Origin of the sequence: Micromonospora sp. NPDC047557 (genome assembly GCF_043205095.1) — a bacterium.
Classification (GTDB): Bacteria; Actinomycetota; Actinomycetes; order Mycobacteriales; family Micromonosporaceae; genus Micromonospora.
In genome coordinates this window covers 217,924-233,447 of sequence record NZ_JBIDDK010000007.1, presented here as the reverse complement: position 1 = coordinate 233,447, position 15,524 = coordinate 217,924, and the positions used below count along the sequence as shown (strand labels likewise).

The window sequence follows — 15,524 nt, the reverse complement described above, 5'->3', positions numbered from 1 at the left end:
TTCTACCAGCGCCGTCCGTCAGAACCCCGGCCCGCGCGGGAGGTGCCGGTCACGATCCGTGCGTCCGCGCCTCATCGGGTCGGGACGCCGGGGGCAGGAAGAGCAACAGGTCGCGCAGGGGCTCGGTGGCACTCGGCGGCAGCAGGCAGCGCGCCGCGAGCTCTTCCATCGAGGCGTACGGGCCGCGCAGCCAGCGGTCCACCACGATCTGCCGGCTCTGCTCGGGCGTCAGGCCGGGCAGGGCCGTGAGCACCTGCTCCGGGACCGCGTTGACGTCGACCAGACCACCGTCATCGAAGGTCCGGGGCAGGTCGGGCCGGCCAAGTCCCAACTCGGCCCGGGCCGCCGGGTAGTGGTAGAGCAGGTAGCGGGCGTGCTCCCGCCGGATGCGCCGCTCCTCGTCGGCGCGGCCCCGGGCGCTGTCCGGTCTCCCGGTGATCGCCTCCCAGAGTCCACGGCTGAGCAGGACCACATGCACCGCCCCGGCGAGCCAGGTGATGAGGGCCAGGCCGAGGAAGGTCACCGCCTCCGGTCCGGGCACCTCGGCGTCCGGATTCTCGATGTCGAGCATGGTCACCTCGACGACGAGCAGCGCGAGGTAGCCGACGCCCGCGACCGCGAGGCGCCAGCTCCGCCGCCAACCCGCGTACGCCAGGATCACCAGCCAGGTCAGGCAACCGAACGAGAGCAGGACGAGCGCCGTACCGAGGATCGTGACGGTCCTGCTCGCCCAGTGCGGCGCCTGCCGCCGCGCGGGCTTCGTGCCGGTCGCCGGAGGCGGCGGACTCATGGGCGGAGGCGGCAGGAGCAGAGGCGGAGAGGGCGCTGACACGACGGCCGGCGCTGCCGGTCCCGGTTGGGTGGGGATGAGACCGGGGGGTGCGACCACCGACGGTGCCGGTTCGGGCACCGTGGCGGCCACCGGCTGCGGCGTCTCCGGTTCGGTGGACGGCTTCGCCAGGGTCGGGTCGGAGCGCAGGATGCGCCGGTGCAGTTCCTGCAACGCCTCGCCCGGCTCGATGCCGTACTCCTCGCGGAGCAGGTCGCCGAACTCCCGGTAGGCGGCGAGCGCCTCCGCCTGCCGCCCGCTGCGATAGAGCGCGAGCATGAGCTGGTGTCGCAGCCGTTCCCGGACGGGAAACTCGGCCACCAGTTCCACCAGCTCACCGACCGTCTCGCGGTGCCGTCCGAGGTCCAGCGTCAACTCGGCCCGGGTCTCCAACGCCACGGCCCGCAACTCCACCAGCCGCTGCCGGGCCGCCTCGAAGAGCAGCCCGGTGAAGCCGGTGAACGGCTCCCCCTGCCACAGGTCCAGGGCGGTGGCCACCTCACTCAGCGCCTGCTCGGTACGCCCGGCCGCGTGCCGCTGGCGGGCGGCCTGCACGCCCCGTTCGAAGCGGACCGCGTCCACCGCCTCGGGGTTCACCCGCAGCAGATAGCCGGCGTCGGTCAGGCTGAGCACCTGTCCCGGCGTACGCGGCGACCGGTCCGGTTCCAGCACCCGGCGCAGCCCGGCCACGTACTTCTGCACCACGTTGGGGCCGTTCGCGGGTGGCTCCTCCGGCCAGACCGCGTCGACGATCTGCCCGGTGGACACCGGGCGGCCGGCGGAGAGCAGCAGTACGGCGAGCACCGCGCGCTGCTTGCCGGGACCGAGGTCGATCTCCCGGTCGGCGTACCAGGCCCGCTGAGGCCCGAGAATCTCGAAACGCAGCTGTCCTGACATGCGAGTTTCCGCTCCTGACACCCCCGGGACAGCCGGACGGCAGTGCCCGGCAGCCGGACGGCAGCATATCGGCAGCCGAACCGCCGTGCCGGCCGGCAGCATCGTCGTCGGCAGAAGCCAGGCAGCGAGAAAGAGAAGTGCGATGACACAGGCAACGGGCACCGCCGGCACCATCCGACGGACGGTCGGTACGGCCGCCGCCGTGCTGGCCGCGACCACCCTGCTCGCGGGTTGCGGGTCGAAGAGCGAACCGGCCGCGGCGCCACAGAGCAGCCCGTCCGCCAGCCCGAGCGTCAGTCCGAAGGAGGCGCTCCTCGACGCCGTCCCGGACGGCACCGAAGGGGCGTTCCGGTTGAGCGGCAAGGACGCGTCGAGCGCCGTCGACGGCCGGGTCGACCCGGCGGCCAAGGGACTCGAACTCAACATGGTCATGCCGCCGGACTCCGACGGCATCGCGTTGAAGATGTCGTTCCTGGTGATCGAGGAGCAGTCCTGGGTGAAGGTGAAGCTCAGCGGCCGTCCCGGCCTGCCGAAGTTCCCCGACAAGTGGATGAAGCTGGACCGCGCGAAGCTGACCGACGCCGCGAGCATCCCGGCGTACGACGGCGTGGACCAGGGCAACGCCGGTCCGCTGATCCAGGCGGCCACGTCGGTCGAGGAGAAGAGCCCCGGTCAGTACGTCGGGTTCATCGACGTGAGCGACACGGAGGCGTCGAAGGCGCTGGAGGAGGGCGAGGCGGCGGCCCTCGGGGAGGCCGCCAAGAAGGTGCCGTTCACCGCGGTGGTCGGCGCGGACAAGCACCTGGCCTCGCTGACGTTGAAGATGCCGGCTGCCGGCAAGGCGAAGGCGTACGACTACGTCGTCAAGTACGCCGACTACGGCAGCGCGCCGAAGATCAGCGTGCCGACCGGCGCCGCCGCCACGAAGGCGCCGGCGATGGCGTACGAGTTGTTGAACGGCTGATCCACGACGCAGAGGGCGGCGGCCACACGGGGGGCCGCCGCCCTGTCGTCGTCCGCGGACGATGGCGTGCTCAGTGCGCTGCGGGTCGGCGTGGCGTGCTCAGCGGCCGAGGACCGAGCCGCCGTTGACGCCGAGGACCTGGCCCGTCACGTAACCGGCGGCGGGGCTGGCGAGATAGCGGACCGCCTCGGCGATGTCGTCGGGCACCCCGGCCCGCCCGACCAGGGTCGCCGCGACCCGCTTCGCGTGCCCCTCGGCGGTCATCCGGTCACCGAAGAACTCGGTCTCGGCGACGTAGCCGGGGCTCACCACGTTGACCGTGATCTGCTCCGGGCCGAGCTGCGCGGCCAGGTCGTACGCCCAGCCGTGCAGGGCCGCCTTCGCCGCCGAGTACGGCCCACCGCCACCGCGCTGGGCGGCGATCGAGCTGACCAGGATCACCCGCCCGCCGGGCCGCCGCAGAGCCGGCCGTAGCGCCTCGGTCAGCAGCACGGCGGTGAGCACGTTGGCATCGAGGTTGGCCCGCCAGTGCGCGGCGGTGCCGGCCAGCGTGTCGGTGTCCCCGGCCAGGTAACCGCCGGCGTTGTTGACGACCACGTCGACCGGCCGGTCACCAACCGCCGCGAAAACGGCGTCGACCTGCCCGGGATCGGTCAGGTCCGCGGTCACGGCGGTGACCGCGTCCGGCCGACCGCAGTCGGCGGAGATCCGCTCGGCGGCGGCCGTCAACACGTCCGCCCGCCGCCCGACGATCAGCACGTCGTACCCGTCCCGGGCAAACACCCCCGCAATGGCCGCCCCGATCCCGGTCCCACCCCCACTGACAACCGCAACCCGTGAGTCCATCTGTCTGCCTCCCCATCCACAGAACCCCGTCGATCATGAAGTTATCGCCATCCGCGACGGCGTGTCGTGGCAATAACTTCATGATCGACAGATGGGTCAGCGTGGGGGGCGGAGGGATCTGGTCAGGTGGGTTAGGCGGGGGGCGAGGCTTGTGATGCCTCCGGGGAAGAAGTAGACGGCCAGGATGAAGACCGTGCCCAGGACGAACAGGGGCTGGCTCAGCGGGTGGCTGAGGACGGCCGGCAGGTTGTCGACCGCGTCGCTCGTGCCGAAGGCGGTGAGCCGGTGGTCCAGGTACATGTAGAGGACCCCGCCGAGCACTGGCCCCCACCGGGTGCCCGGCCCACCGAGCACCACCATGACCAGCAGCGACAGGGTCAGCTCGGAGGACGTGATGTGCGGCGACGCGCCGCCGACGATCAGGACGTAGACCACCCCGCCCGCCGACGCCAACCCGCCGGCCAGGGTGAACGCCACCAGCTTGTAGCGGTACGGGTCAAGCCCGAGCACGCCGATCCGCCGCTCGTCGTCGCGCAGCCCGGCGAGCACCCGACCGGTCGGCGACCCGCTCACCCGGTGCACCACGAACACCACGAGGGTCAGGTACGCGAGCGCCAACCAGTACAGGTTTACCGTGTTGGTCACCCCGACCAGCCCGGCGGGCAGCCCGGACACGTCCAGCGGCAGGCCCTCCTCGCCGCCGGTGAGCCCGCCGAAGTCCCGGGCCACCAGGATCGCCCCGACCTGGGCGAAAGCGAGCGTGACCATGGCGAACGCGATCCCGACCGTGCGCAGCGCCACCGCGCCGAGCACCGCCGCGAGGATCGTGCCACCCGTGATGGTCAGCAGCGCCGCCTGCCACAGCGGCAGGCCGGCCCGGGTGACCAGGATGTCGGTGCCGTAGACACCGGCGGCGAAGTACAGCGCGTGCCCGAAGGAGAGCATCCCGGTCCGACCGAAGAGCAGGTCGTACCCGGCCGCCAGCCCGCCGAAGATCAGGCAGATGGCGAGCAGTTGCAGGGTGCCGGGTGAGTTGACCGGCCCCTCGAAGATCCCCGGCAGCGAGATCGTCGAGTACGGCAGGATCGCCAGCACGGCCAGCGCGACCAGCGGCAGGAACGGGCGGACCCGGTGCCACCGCCCCCGCTGCGGGGTCAACTCGTCGGGTACCTGCGCGGGAGGCGCGTCGATCACCGTCATGCCGTTGCCACCTTTCCGGCGATGCCCTGCGGGCGCAGCAGCAGCACCACGGCCAGCAGGCCGACCACGCAGATGTCGCCCAGCCCGGACGTGCCGTAGTAGTTGACGAACTGCTGCACCAGCCCGACCACGACCGCCGCGTACGCGGAGCCGACCACCGAGCCCATCCCGCCGATCACCACCACGATGAACGCGAAGATCAGCAGCGAGCCGCCCTGCCCGGGCGAGACGGTGCCGAAGTAGACCCCGCCGAGCGCACCGGCGAGCGCGGCGGCCGCCCCACCGATCGCGAAGACCAGGGTGAACGCCTTGCGGACGTCGATGCCCAGCGCGGTCACCATCTCCCGGTTCTCCACCCCGGCCCGGATCACCAGGCCGTAGCGGGTCCACCGCAGGAACGCCAGGATCGCGCCGAGCACCAGCACCGCCGCGACGATCAGCAGCAGGCCACCGTTGGGCACCTGCGCGCCGAGGATCCCGGTCACCTGCCGGGTCCAGTCCGGACGCGGAAACGGCCGGGCGTCCGCACCCCAGGTGGCCTGGAGCAACGCCACCCCGGCCAGCGACAGCCCGACGGTGACCAGCACCTGCTCGATGGTGCGGGAGTACAGCGGGCGGATCAGCACCAGCTCGACCAGGATCGCCACCAGCGTGCCGGCGGCCACTCCGAAGGCGACCGCGAACACGAAGCCGAACCCGTCGCCGCCGGCGCCCGGCAGGTTGCCCGCCGCCCACCAGGTGCCGTACGCGCCGACGCCGAGGAACAGTCCGTGCGCGAAGTTGAGCACGTCGGCCAGGCCGAAGACGAGGGACAGGCCGGACGCGACCAGGAAGTACAGCGCCGCCAGGCCCAGCCCGGTCAACGTCAGGAGGATCACGGTGCCCATCAGTGGTTCACCTCCGCCGAGCCCACACCCAGCAGCGACCTGGTCAGGGCCGTCTCCAACAGCAGCTCCCGGGCGTCGCCGGTCCAGGCCACCTTGCCGGCGGCCAGCACCACCGCGTCGCGGGCCAGCCGGCGTACGACCGCCAGGTTCTGCTCCACGAGCAGCACCGGCACCGACTCCGCGACCCGTTCCAACACCTCGGCCACCTCGGTCACCACCTTCGGCGCCAACCCCTTGGTCGGCTCGTCGACCAGCAGCAGCCGGTTGTCGTTGAGCAGCACCCGCCCGATCGCGAGCATCTGCTGCTGCCCGCCGGAGAGCGAACCGGCCCGTTGGCGTCCGCGCCGGTCCAGCTCCGGAAAGAGCGCGAACACCTTGTCGTACGCCGGGCTGCTGCCGCGCCGCTCGGCGAGCCGCAGGTTCTCCGCGACGGTGAGGCCGGCGAAGACGCAGCGGTCCTCCGGCACGTAGCCGAGCCCGCCACGGACCAGCCGGTGCGTGGGGCGGGCCAGCAGGCTCTGCGCGCCCATCCGGATGGTGCCGCGGACCTCGCCGGCGGGCGGGGTGAGGCCGACGATCGCGCGCAGCGTGGTGGTCTTGCCGACCCCGTTGCGGCCGAGCAGCACGGTCACCCCGGTCGGGGCGACCGTGAAGGACACCCCCTGGAGGATGTGCAGCCCGGAGATCCGGACCGACAGGTCCTCCACGCTGAGAACGGGTTCCATCAGAGCGACTCCCCCAGGTAGGCCTCTTGCACGGTGGGGTTCGCCATCACCGTCTCCGGGGTGTCGCAGGCGAGCAGCGCGCCGTGGTGCATGACGGCGATCCGGTCGGCCAGTTCGAGGATCACGTCCATGTGGTGTTCGACCATCAGCACCGCCCGACCGCTGTCCCCCGTCAACGACTTGATGACGGCGACCAGCTCGGGCACGTCCTCGGCGCTGACGCCGGCCATCGGCTCGTCGAGCAGCATCACCCGCGGCTCACCGGCCAGCAGCAGAGCGATCTCCAGCTTGCGCTTCTCGCCGTGTGCCAGGGTGCCGGCCATCGCCGTACCCCGGTGGGCGAGGCCGACCCGGTCGAGCGCCGCGTCGGCGGCGGCGGCGACCTCCCGGTCGGCCGCCGCCCGCCGCCACAGCGCCATCGAGCCCCCGCGGTGCGCCTGCACGGCGAGCCGGACGTTCTCCCGCACGCTGAGCGAGCCGAAGACCGACGACGCCTGGAAGGTACGGCCCAGACCGAGGCGGGCCCGCCGGTGCGGCGCAAGCCCACCGATGTCCTGCCCGTCCAGGGTGATCCGACCCTCCGTGGCCCGGCGCAGGCCGGTGATCAGGTTGAACAGTGAGGTCTTGCCGGCGCCGTTCGGCCCGATCACGCCCAGGAACTCCCCGGGCGCGAGGTCGAGGTAGACGCTGTCGACGATGGCGACCTCACCGATCCGCCAGGTCAGACCGCGGGTGGCGAGCATTTGTCAGCCCTTCATCGCCACGGCCGGCGGCGCGGTCTCGTCACCGGTGAGGCTCTTCTGCGCGGTCGCCGTGAAGGCGGTGCCGCTGCCGGTCAGCTTGGCCTGGAACATCGGCTGAAGCAGCGCGTGGTCGGCGGCCCGGATGGTCATCTTGCCCTTGACCCCGTCGAAGCTCCAGCCCTCGAGCGCGGTGACCATCTTGTCGACGTCGTCGCCGCCCTCCTGCACCGCGCGGACCACCATCTGGGCGGCGGCGAATCCGTCCGGGTGGAACAGGTCGATGGTGTTCACCTTGGCCTTGAGCGCCTTGCTGGCCTCGGTGTCGGACGCGCCGTCGAAGTAGTGCGACAGGAAGGAGATCTTCGCGCCGGCCGCCCCGAACGTCGGCCAGGAGGCCCGGATGTCCAGGCCGGTGACGACCGTGGTGGAGGAGAGCACACCCTGCTGGTCGAGCGTCTGCCACATGGCCGGAGCGGTCGTGCCGGCCCAGGCCACGAAGAGCAGGTCCGGCTTGGCGGCCTTGATCTGGCTGGCGAACGGCGTGAACTCGGTGGCACTGGCCGGCGCCCGGACGCTGCTCACAGTGGCGCCCGCGCTACCGATGACCGCCTTGACGGCGGCCTCGTTGGCGTCGCCGAACGCGCCGTCCTGGGCGAAGACCACCACCTTCTTGCCGGCCGGGTCGCCGATGAACGACTTGGCGGTCACCACGTCCTGGTAGGACTGCCGGCCGGAGCGGAACGTGTACTTGTTCGCCCCGGTCACCGCGTCGGTCGCGGCCGGGCCGGAGATGAAGAGAACCTTGTTCTGCGCCGCGATCGGCGCGACCTGGAGCGCCACACCGGACGCGGTCGAGCCGGCAATGATCTTCGTACCCTTGCCGATCAGGTCCTTCGCGGCGGAGACCGCCTTGGCCGGGTCACCGGCGTCGTCGACCTCGGTCAGCTCGATCTTCCGGTCACCCACCTTGCCGGTGCCCTTGGTGGCGAAGTCCAGCCCCGCCTTGAACCCCTCGACGTACTGCTTTCCGTAGCTGGCCAGGGCTCCCGACTGGGAGTACACCAGGCCGACCTTGACCGGGGCGGCGCTGTCGCCGCCGCCGGTGGCGGTGTCCTGCGGGCTACCACAGGCCGTTGCGGCGAGCGCCGCAGCCATCATCGTGGCGGCGGAGAGGAACGCCCGCCGCGTGTGCCGGACCGTCATCGCGACTCCAGGTGAGGACAGGATGCTGTGTTGTCGGCTCACGCTAGAAGTGACGTCACCCACGAGCTATGTGGCGGAAACACACAAGTAACAGGAAGGGGGTGGCCGGGGGTTACAACGGGCCGCACTACCATCCTCGCCCCGGACCTCCCGATGGCCTGAAGCGCCACGGATGGATCGACAGGTGTGTCGCCCCGAGCCATCCGCCGCTCAGCCGTCAGCCGCACGGCCCTCGCAAGATCGTGCTCGATCGTTGATGTAGTGGCCTCGGGGGCACGGCGAGGCCACTACTTCCTGGATCGAGTGCGACCTTGGGGAGTGTCGCCGTTGGGCGAGCCATCTCCTGTTGAGCGGTATACCTGTGAGTCATTTTTATGACTCACAGGTATACCGCTCACCACAGCAAGTGGCTCCGGTCGAGTGGGGCGTCCCGCACAAGAGGTCGGCGGGTCTTGGGCCTGCGGGCCGTGCCGGAGACGCCGCTGGCCCGCCGTCCGAGGTGGCGGACGACGGGCCAGCGGGTGGGCCGGGCGTGATCGGCCCGGTGGTCGACTCGGAGCGGGTCAGCTCCGGGCCGAGGCTCGCAGTGGGTCAGAGGCCGGCGCGGGCGGCGACGGCGGTGTCCGGGTGGTCGCTGAAGACGCCGTCCAGACCCAGGCCGAGGAAGAGTTCGTACTCGGACGTGATGTCGCCGCGCGCGTTCGGGTCGGTGCCGATCCGGAAGTCCACGGGGAGGAACTGGTTCTCCGCGCGGAACGTCCAGGCGTGCACGAGCAGCCGCTCGCGGTGCGCGTCACGCACCACGTTCGTCGGGGCGAGCAGCTTGCCGGCGGCGTCGCGGGGCACGATCAGGTTCTTGTTCGCCCCGATGCCGTCGGCGTAACCGGCGATCCACTTCAGGCCGGCCGCCGTGGCGAGGTCCTGGTAGCTGCGGGTGTCGCCGGCGGCGGTGAAGTCGTACGGGCGGCCGGTGGCGTCGAGCAGCTGGACGAGCTTCACGTCGGTCAGCCGGCTCAGCCGACGCAGGTTGGCCGTCTCGAACGACTGGATGAAGACCGGCGAGTTCCGGTGGTCCAGCTTGTTCTGCCGCAGCACCTTCAGCAGCGGCTCTTCCAGCGGCAGGCCGATCGACGTGAAGTAGGTCGGGTGCTTGGTCTCCGGGTAGATGCCGATGGTGCGGCCCCGTGCCCGCCCCTCGGTGCGAGCGAGGTCGATGACCTCTTGAAGGGTGGGCACCTCGAAGCGTCCGTCGAAGGCGGTGTTCGCCACGCGGACCTGCGGCAGCCGCTCCTTGGCCCGCAGCGTCTTCAGCTCGGCCAGGGTGAAGTCCTCGGTGAACCAGCCGGTCACGGCGACGCCGTCGATGGTCTTCGTCGCCTTCCAGGCGGCGAACTCCGGGTGGGTCGACACGTCGGTGGTGCCGGAGATCTCGTTCTCGTGCCGGGCGACCAGGACACCGTCGGAGGTGGACACCAGGTCCGGCTCGACGTAGTCGGCGCCCATCCGGATCGCCAGCCGGTACGCCTCCAGGGTGTGCTCCGGCCGGTAGCCGCTGGCGCCTCGGTGACCGATGACGATCGGCCGGTCGTTGCCTCGGGCGCGATCGGCCCCGGTCGAGGGGTCGGCGGCGGCCATCGTGGGCACGGCCACGGCGGCGGCGAGCAGCGCGCCGGCCACGCCGAGGGTCGAGAGGGTACGTCGCAACGCCGTCTCCTGTCATCGAGGGATGTCGCAGACAGCAGACCGCCCGCGATTGACCGGGAGTTGGTCGATGACTGGCCGGCAGGTGAATCTCCGGAATGGGCGTTCCCACTCGGGCGGCCACCCGGAAAAGGAAGATTGTCTGGTGCGCCGGTTACTCCGCAACCCCGTGCGGCTGGTGCCGCTGGGGTTCCTGGTGCCGATCCTGCTCGGTACCGCGCTGCTGATGGCGCGCTGGGCGACCATCGAGCACCAGCGGCCACCCCTGATCACCGCGTTGTTCACCGCCACCTCGGCGGTGTCCGTCACCGGCATGGCGATCACCGACACCCCCAACTACTGGTCCGGCGGGGGCCTGCTGGTGATCACCCTGCTCACCCAGCTCGGCGGCCTCGGCATCCTCACCGTCGCGGCGCTTGTCATCCTCGTCGTCTCGCGCCAGCTCGGGCTGCGCAACCGGCTGCTGGTGCAGGCCGAGACGGCGGAGTTCGGGGTCGGTGACGTGGCCCGGCTGCTGCGCCGGATCGCGGTGACCGTCTTCGCGTGCGAGGCGGTGATGACCGCGCTGGTCGCCGGTCGCCTCTGGTGGGCGTACGACTACACGCCCGGTCGGGCCCTCTGGTCCGGCGTGTTCCACGCCGTCCAGGCGTTCAACAACGGCGGCTTCGCGCTCTACTCGGAAGGGCTGCTGGCCTTCGATCGTGATCCGTGGGTGTCGCTGCCGCTGGCGTTCGGTGCCATCGTCGGCGGGCTCGGGTTCCCGGCCCTGTTCGAGGCGGCCCGGGAGTGGCGCAGGCCGGCGGGCTGGGCGGTGGCCACCAAGCTGACCATCTGGGGCAGCGCGGCGCTGGTGCTGCTCGGCGTCGCGGGCCTGCTCGCCGCCGAGTGGACAAACGTCAGCACCATCGGCTCGTACGACGCCGAGGGCAAGGTGCTCGCCTCGTTCACCCAGATCGCGTTGAGCCGCACCGGTGGCTTCAACGTGCTGAACATCCCGGACCTGCAGGAGGAGAGCTACCCGCTGCTGATCGTGCTGATGTTCATCGGCGGCGGCAGCGCCAGCACGGCCGGTGGCATCAAGGTGTCCACGTTCTTCCTGCTGGCGTTCACCATCTGGGCGGAGCTGCGCGGCGAGCCCGACGTGACGGTCGGGCACCGCCGGGTGGCCACCGCCAGCCAGCGGCAGGCCGTCACCGTGGCCCTGCTCAGCGTCGCGCTGGTCACGGCCGGAACGATGCTGCTGTTGCTGCTCACCGAGGGCGTGCGGTTCATCGCCGCCCTGTTCGAGGTCACGTCCGCGTTCAGCACCACCGGGCTGACCATCGGTCTGGCCAGCGAGTTGCCGCCCAGCGGCCAGGTGGTGTTGACCGTGCTGATGTTCATCGGCCGGGTCGGGCCGCTCACCCTCGGGTCGGCGATCGCCCTGAACACCCGGCGCAGGCTCTACCGCTATCCCCAGGAACAACCCATTGTCGGCTGATGAGAAGGAGGGTCGAGGTGTCGGCGAGACGATCGGACGGCAGCGGCATCGTGGTGATCGGGCTGGGTCGGTTCGGGTGCCACCTGGCCGGCGCTCTCACCCGGATGGACCGTGAGGTGCTGGCCATCGACCGCGACCCGGATCAGGTGCAGCGCTTCTCGGCCCAGCTCGACCGGGTGGTCCAAGCCGATACGACCGAGGAGGGTGCGCTGCGGCAGCTCGGCGTCACCAGCTTCGGCCGGGCCGTGGTGGCCATCGGGGCCTCGGTAGAGGCGAGCGTGCTCACCGTGTTGGCGCTTGTCGAGCTGGGTGTGCCGCAGATCTGGGCCCGCGCCACCTCGCAGAAGCATGCCAAGATCCTGTCGTCGGTGGGCGCGCACCACGTGATCTTTCCGGAGGCGGAGACCGGGGACCGGGTGGCCCACCTGATCGTCAGCCGACTGCTCGACTTCATCGAGTTCGACGACGACTTCGCGATCGCCACCGTCCGCGTGCCACAGTCGCTGGCCGGTCGCACCCTGCTCGACCTGCGCCCGGAGGAGCGTGACGGCGTCCGGGTGATCGGCGCGAAGGTGCCCGGTGAACGCTTCCGGTACGCCTCGGACGACACCGAACTGCCGCAGGGCGGGGTGCTTGTCGTGGAGGGTGGGATCGATCAGGTGCAGCGGTTCGCGGGACGACGCTGACGCCGCTCACTTCTTCCCGCCGCCATGCCCCTTCCGTTCACCCTTGCTTACTTTTCCGCTTTTCCCGAGCCACCACCCGACCCCTTCCCCTTGCCGGGCTTCTCGGGCTTCTCGGGCTTCGGCGCGGCCTTCGGTGGTGCCTTGGGTGCGGTCTTCGACGCTGCCTTGGTCGGTGTCTTCGTCGTCGCCTTGACCGGCGGCGCCTTGCTCGGTGGGGCGGTGGACGGTGCCGAGCCGGCCACCCCGGAGACGCGTACCCTGCAGGTCGCGTCACCGAGGCGGAACTCCACCGGCAGCGGGTTCGCCCCGCTGTACGTCCCGGCGAGGGTGAGCTTCTCGGCCGCGCCCGGCGCCAGGGTCGTCCGCTGCGCCGCGGGCCGGATCTGCACCGATCCGCCCTGCTGCTGCACCGGGGCCGGCTCCGCCTTCGTCACCGTCTGCTGCCCCGGGAACGTGAAGTTCATCGTCCAGTCGCGCAGCTCGCGGTCACCTGTGTTGGTCAGGGTCAGCTCGGCCGTGAAGTCCTTGCCGGAGTCGGTGCGCAGCGCGTACGCCACCTCGCAGGGGGCCGTCTCGGGCAGGCCCATCCGCGCCTCGGTCGTGGGCCGGTCCTCGCCGCTGGCCGGGCTGCGGGAGGTGAACCCCCACATCGCCCCGGTGACCGCGATGAGCCCGACGGCTGCCACCCCGGCCTCCACCCGCCGCCGCCGCCGGTTCGCCCGTCGATCGCGGTTGCGCCGGGTACGCGAGAGCGGGAGCGCGTCCGTCTCCGCCGACCACGGCAGGATCGTGGTGCCGGCGTTGGCCAGCTCGGCGGGATCCAGCGGACCGGCCGCCGGCGACACCGGCACCGCCGCCAGCATGCCGGCCGCCTCGGCGAGGGTGCGGGCCAGCTCGGCGGTGGTCGGCCGGTCGGCGGGGCGCTTGGCCAGGCAGCGCCGCACCAGGTCGGTCACCGCGTCGGGCAGCCCGGGCACCGCCGGCATCGGGTCCGGGTCGCTGTACATGTGCGCACGCAGCATCTGCGTGGTCGTGTTCGCCTCCCACGGCAGCCGGCCGGTGAGCATCCGGTAGAGCAGCAGCCCCACGGCGTACACGTCGGTGGCCGGGGAGACCTGGCCGTTGTCCAGCCGCTCCGGCGCGAGGTACGCGGGTGTGCCGAGCAGCGTGCCGTCCGGCCCCTTCTCGCTCTCCCCGACCAGCGCGGAGATGCCGAAGTCGACCACCTTCACCCCGGTCGAGGTGAGCATGACGTTGCCCGGCGTGACGTCGCGGTGCACGACGCCACGAGCGTGTGCGGTGGCCAGCGCCGAGCTGACCTCCGCGCCGATGGTCACCGCCTCACGCCACGGCAGCCGCACCTCCCGGCCCAGTCGGCTGGCCAGCGAACCGCCGTCGACAAGCTCCATCACCACGTACGGCACGGTGATGCCGACCTGGTGGGACTCGCCGTAGTCGTACACGTTGGTGATGTTGGGGTGGCAGAGCCGCGCGGCGGCCTGCGCCTCGATGCGGATCCGGTGCCGGAAGGCCCGGTCGCTGGCCAGCCGCGAGGCCAGCACCTTCACCGCGACCTGGCGGCCCAGCACCTCGTCGTAACCGCGCCAGACCACCGACATGCCGCCCGCGCCGAGCTGCTCGACGAGCCGGTATCGCTCATCGAGGAGTTGTGCGCCGTTCCGGTCCCCACCGCCCATGGTGGCCGTTGTTGCCCGCAGGAGACCGGGCTACACCTGAAGGATCGGAATCGGTCAGGAATATCACCCGTTCAGGCGGTCGCCAGCAGTTGGTCCACCGGGGCGTAGTCGTCGGTCAGCACCGTCGCCTTGCCGACGAAGTCCGTGAGGTCCGCGCCGGAGAGCATGCTGACGCTCCGGTCGACCTCGTCGAGGCGGGCGCGGACGGCGGCCAGCGGTAACGGCGCGTCGGAGCCGACGATGAGGAAGTTGCTGCCCCGCTCCTCGGCGAGCGCCTCCGGCGGGGCGATCAACGCGACGTGGTCGAACTCGGCGGCCACCGTGGCCAGCTCGGCGCGGATGAACCGCAGCGGCGGGTAGTCGATGACGTTCTGCACGTACACGCCGCCGGGGCGGGTCACCCGCCGGATCTCGGCGGCCATTTCCCGGGTCGCCAGGTGCCAGGGCACCACCAGGTGACCGAACGCGTCGCCGACGACCAGGTCGCGGCTGTCCGCCGGCTCACCGGCGACCAGCATGCGGGCGTCGCCCACCACCGCCCGCAGGCCCGGCCCCGGGCGTACGCCCAGTTCCCGCTCGTCCAGCTCGACGAGCCCGCCGTCGATCTCGAACACCACGTTGTCGGTGCCCGGTCGGGTGGCGCTCAGGTACGTCGGCACGGTGAACCCGCCGCCACCCAGGTGCAACGCGTCCAACCGCTGCCCGGCCGGCGCGACCACGTCCGCGACCGCGCCGATCCACTTGGTGTACGCGTACTCCAGGTGTTTCGGGTCGGCCAGGTCGACGTACGAGTGCTGGGCCGAGTTGAGCAGCAGCGTCCGGCCGCTGGGCCGGTGCGGGTCGGTGGTGACGCGGGCGCAGTGGTAGGCGGTCTCGATGTCGCACGGGTTCGGCGCGATGGTGGTCAGCCCCGCCCCGAGCAGGCCGAGGACGGCCAGCGCGGCCCGGGTACGGGCCGGACCGGGCAGGTCGGTGCGCGCCTGCCGCCGCAGATACCACCCCAGGCCGAGGCCGGCCAGCCCGAGCGCCACCGCCAGCGACAGCAGGATGACCGTGCTGGGCAGGGCGGCGACCAGCACGAACCCGGTGAGCAGGGTGGCGGTGATGCCGCCCAGGGTGCCGATGCCGGACAGCCGGCCGACCACCTGGCCGGTACGACGCAGGTCGGCGAGTTGGAGCTTCACCACCAGCGGGGTGACCGCGGCCAGCAGCGCCGCCGGCACGAACACGGCGAGCGCCACCAGCAGCAGGATGGCGCTGGCCGCCCCGCCCCGCAGGACCTCCCCGGCGTAGCGCACCACCGGCAGGGTCACGGCGGTGGCGATCCCGGCCAGTACCAGCGCGGGCGCCAGCAGACCGCGTGGGTCACGCCGGTCGGCGAGCCAGCCGCCGGCCCACGCCCCGTACGCGATCGCGGCCAGCGCGATGCCGATGACCGAGCTGGTCACCTGGAGGGTCACCCCGACGTACGGGCCGACCAGGCGCAGCGCGACCGTCTCCAGCACCAGCACGGCGCCGCTTGCGAAGAAGACCAGGAAGGCGGCCAGGCCGCCGGGCAGCGCCCGGCCGGTGACCGGCACGGACGGGCCCGCGGAGACCGGCGTGGTCGCGACGTCGGACGGTGGGGAGCTCATCGTCGCGATGGTACGCAGCGAAGCGGGCGTCT

At 71.7% G+C, this 15,524-nt stretch carries 13 protein-coding genes; 3 read left to right on the top strand and 10 right to left on the bottom strand.

Annotation, left to right across the window (positions count from 1 at the left end):
- Positions 1-49: 49 nt before the first annotated feature.
- Positions 50-1,726: a BTAD domain-containing putative transcriptional regulator gene (locus ACGGAQ_RS19020; protein ID WP_393050925.1), complete on the bottom strand. Its 1,677-nt coding sequence runs from the start codon at positions 1,724-1,726 to the stop codon at positions 50-52.
- Between the two features lie 142 nt (positions 1,727-1,868).
- Between ACGGAQ_RS19020 and ACGGAQ_RS19015 the strand changes: the two genes are divergently transcribed.
- Complete coding sequence (locus ACGGAQ_RS19015; protein WP_393050922.1) at positions 1,869-2,690, top strand: hypothetical protein; 822 nt, start codon at positions 1,869-1,871, stop codon at positions 2,688-2,690.
- 99 nt (positions 2,691-2,789) lie between these two features.
- Here the strand turns inward: ACGGAQ_RS19015 and ACGGAQ_RS19010 are convergent, their stop codons facing one another.
- From ACGGAQ_RS19010 to ACGGAQ_RS18980, 7 genes are all read right to left on the bottom strand, one after another.
- The gene (locus ACGGAQ_RS19010) at positions 2,790-3,536 is read right to left on the bottom strand and encodes an SDR family NAD(P)-dependent oxidoreductase (protein WP_393050920.1); all 747 of its coding nucleotides are present in this window, start codon (positions 3,534-3,536) and stop codon (positions 2,790-2,792) included.
- Positions 3,537-3,632: 96 nt separating this feature from the next.
- Positions 3,633-4,736 carry a branched-chain amino acid ABC transporter permease gene (locus ACGGAQ_RS19005; protein ID WP_393050917.1) on the bottom strand — a complete coding sequence of 368 codons (1,104 nt, stop codon included), beginning with the start codon at positions 4,734-4,736 and terminating at the stop codon, positions 3,633-3,635.
- A complete protein-coding gene (locus tag ACGGAQ_RS19000) occupies positions 4,733-5,623 on the bottom strand; it encodes a branched-chain amino acid ABC transporter permease (protein ID WP_354854416.1) in 891 nt (296 codons plus the stop codon). The genes ACGGAQ_RS19005 and ACGGAQ_RS19000 overlap by 4 nt, the downstream gene beginning before the upstream one ends.
- The gene (locus ACGGAQ_RS18995; protein WP_393050914.1) at positions 5,623-6,348 is read right to left on the bottom strand and encodes an ABC transporter ATP-binding protein; all 726 of its coding nucleotides are present in this window, start codon (positions 6,346-6,348) and stop codon (positions 5,623-5,625) included. The genes ACGGAQ_RS19000 and ACGGAQ_RS18995 overlap by 1 nt, the downstream gene beginning before the upstream one ends.
- A complete protein-coding gene (locus ACGGAQ_RS18990) occupies positions 6,348-7,091 on the bottom strand; it encodes an ABC transporter ATP-binding protein (protein WP_354854420.1) in 744 nt (247 codons plus the stop codon). Before ACGGAQ_RS18990 ends, ACGGAQ_RS18995 begins: the two co-directional genes overlap by 1 nt.
- A 3-nt stretch (positions 7,092-7,094) precedes the next feature.
- Positions 7,095-8,294, bottom strand: coding sequence for a substrate-binding domain-containing protein (locus tag ACGGAQ_RS18985; RefSeq protein ID WP_266246453.1), 1,200 nt, complete (start codon positions 8,292-8,294; stop codon positions 7,095-7,097).
- A 591-nt stretch (positions 8,295-8,885) separates the two neighbouring features.
- Positions 8,886-9,998, bottom strand: coding sequence for a glycerophosphodiester phosphodiesterase (locus tag ACGGAQ_RS18980; protein ID WP_393050910.1), 1,113 nt, complete (start codon positions 9,996-9,998; stop codon positions 8,886-8,888).
- 142 nt (positions 9,999-10,140) lie between these two features.
- On the opposite strand from ACGGAQ_RS18980, the gene ACGGAQ_RS18975 reads away from it, so the two are divergent.
- Positions 10,141-11,475 (top strand): TrkH family potassium uptake protein, encoded by a 1,335-nt coding sequence (locus ACGGAQ_RS18975; protein ID WP_393050907.1) that lies wholly within the window; start codon positions 10,141-10,143, stop codon positions 11,473-11,475.
- Positions 11,476-11,492: 17 nt separating this feature from the next.
- Entirely contained in the window at positions 11,493-12,161 is a 669-nt protein-coding gene (locus ACGGAQ_RS18970) for a potassium channel family protein (RefSeq protein WP_393050905.1), read from the top strand.
- 47 nt (positions 12,162-12,208) lie between these two features.
- Here the strand turns inward: ACGGAQ_RS18970 and ACGGAQ_RS18965 are convergent, their stop codons facing one another.
- Both ACGGAQ_RS18965 and ACGGAQ_RS18960 read right to left on the bottom strand, forming a co-directional pair.
- Entirely contained in the window at positions 12,209-13,858 is a 1,650-nt protein-coding gene (locus tag ACGGAQ_RS18965; protein WP_393050902.1) for a serine/threonine-protein kinase, read from the bottom strand.
- A 71-nt stretch (positions 13,859-13,929) separates the two neighbouring features.
- Positions 13,930-15,492: a fused MFS/spermidine synthase gene (locus ACGGAQ_RS18960; protein WP_393050899.1), complete on the bottom strand. Its 1,563-nt coding sequence runs from the start codon at positions 15,490-15,492 to the stop codon at positions 13,930-13,932.
- Positions 15,493-15,524 lie beyond the last annotated feature (32 nt).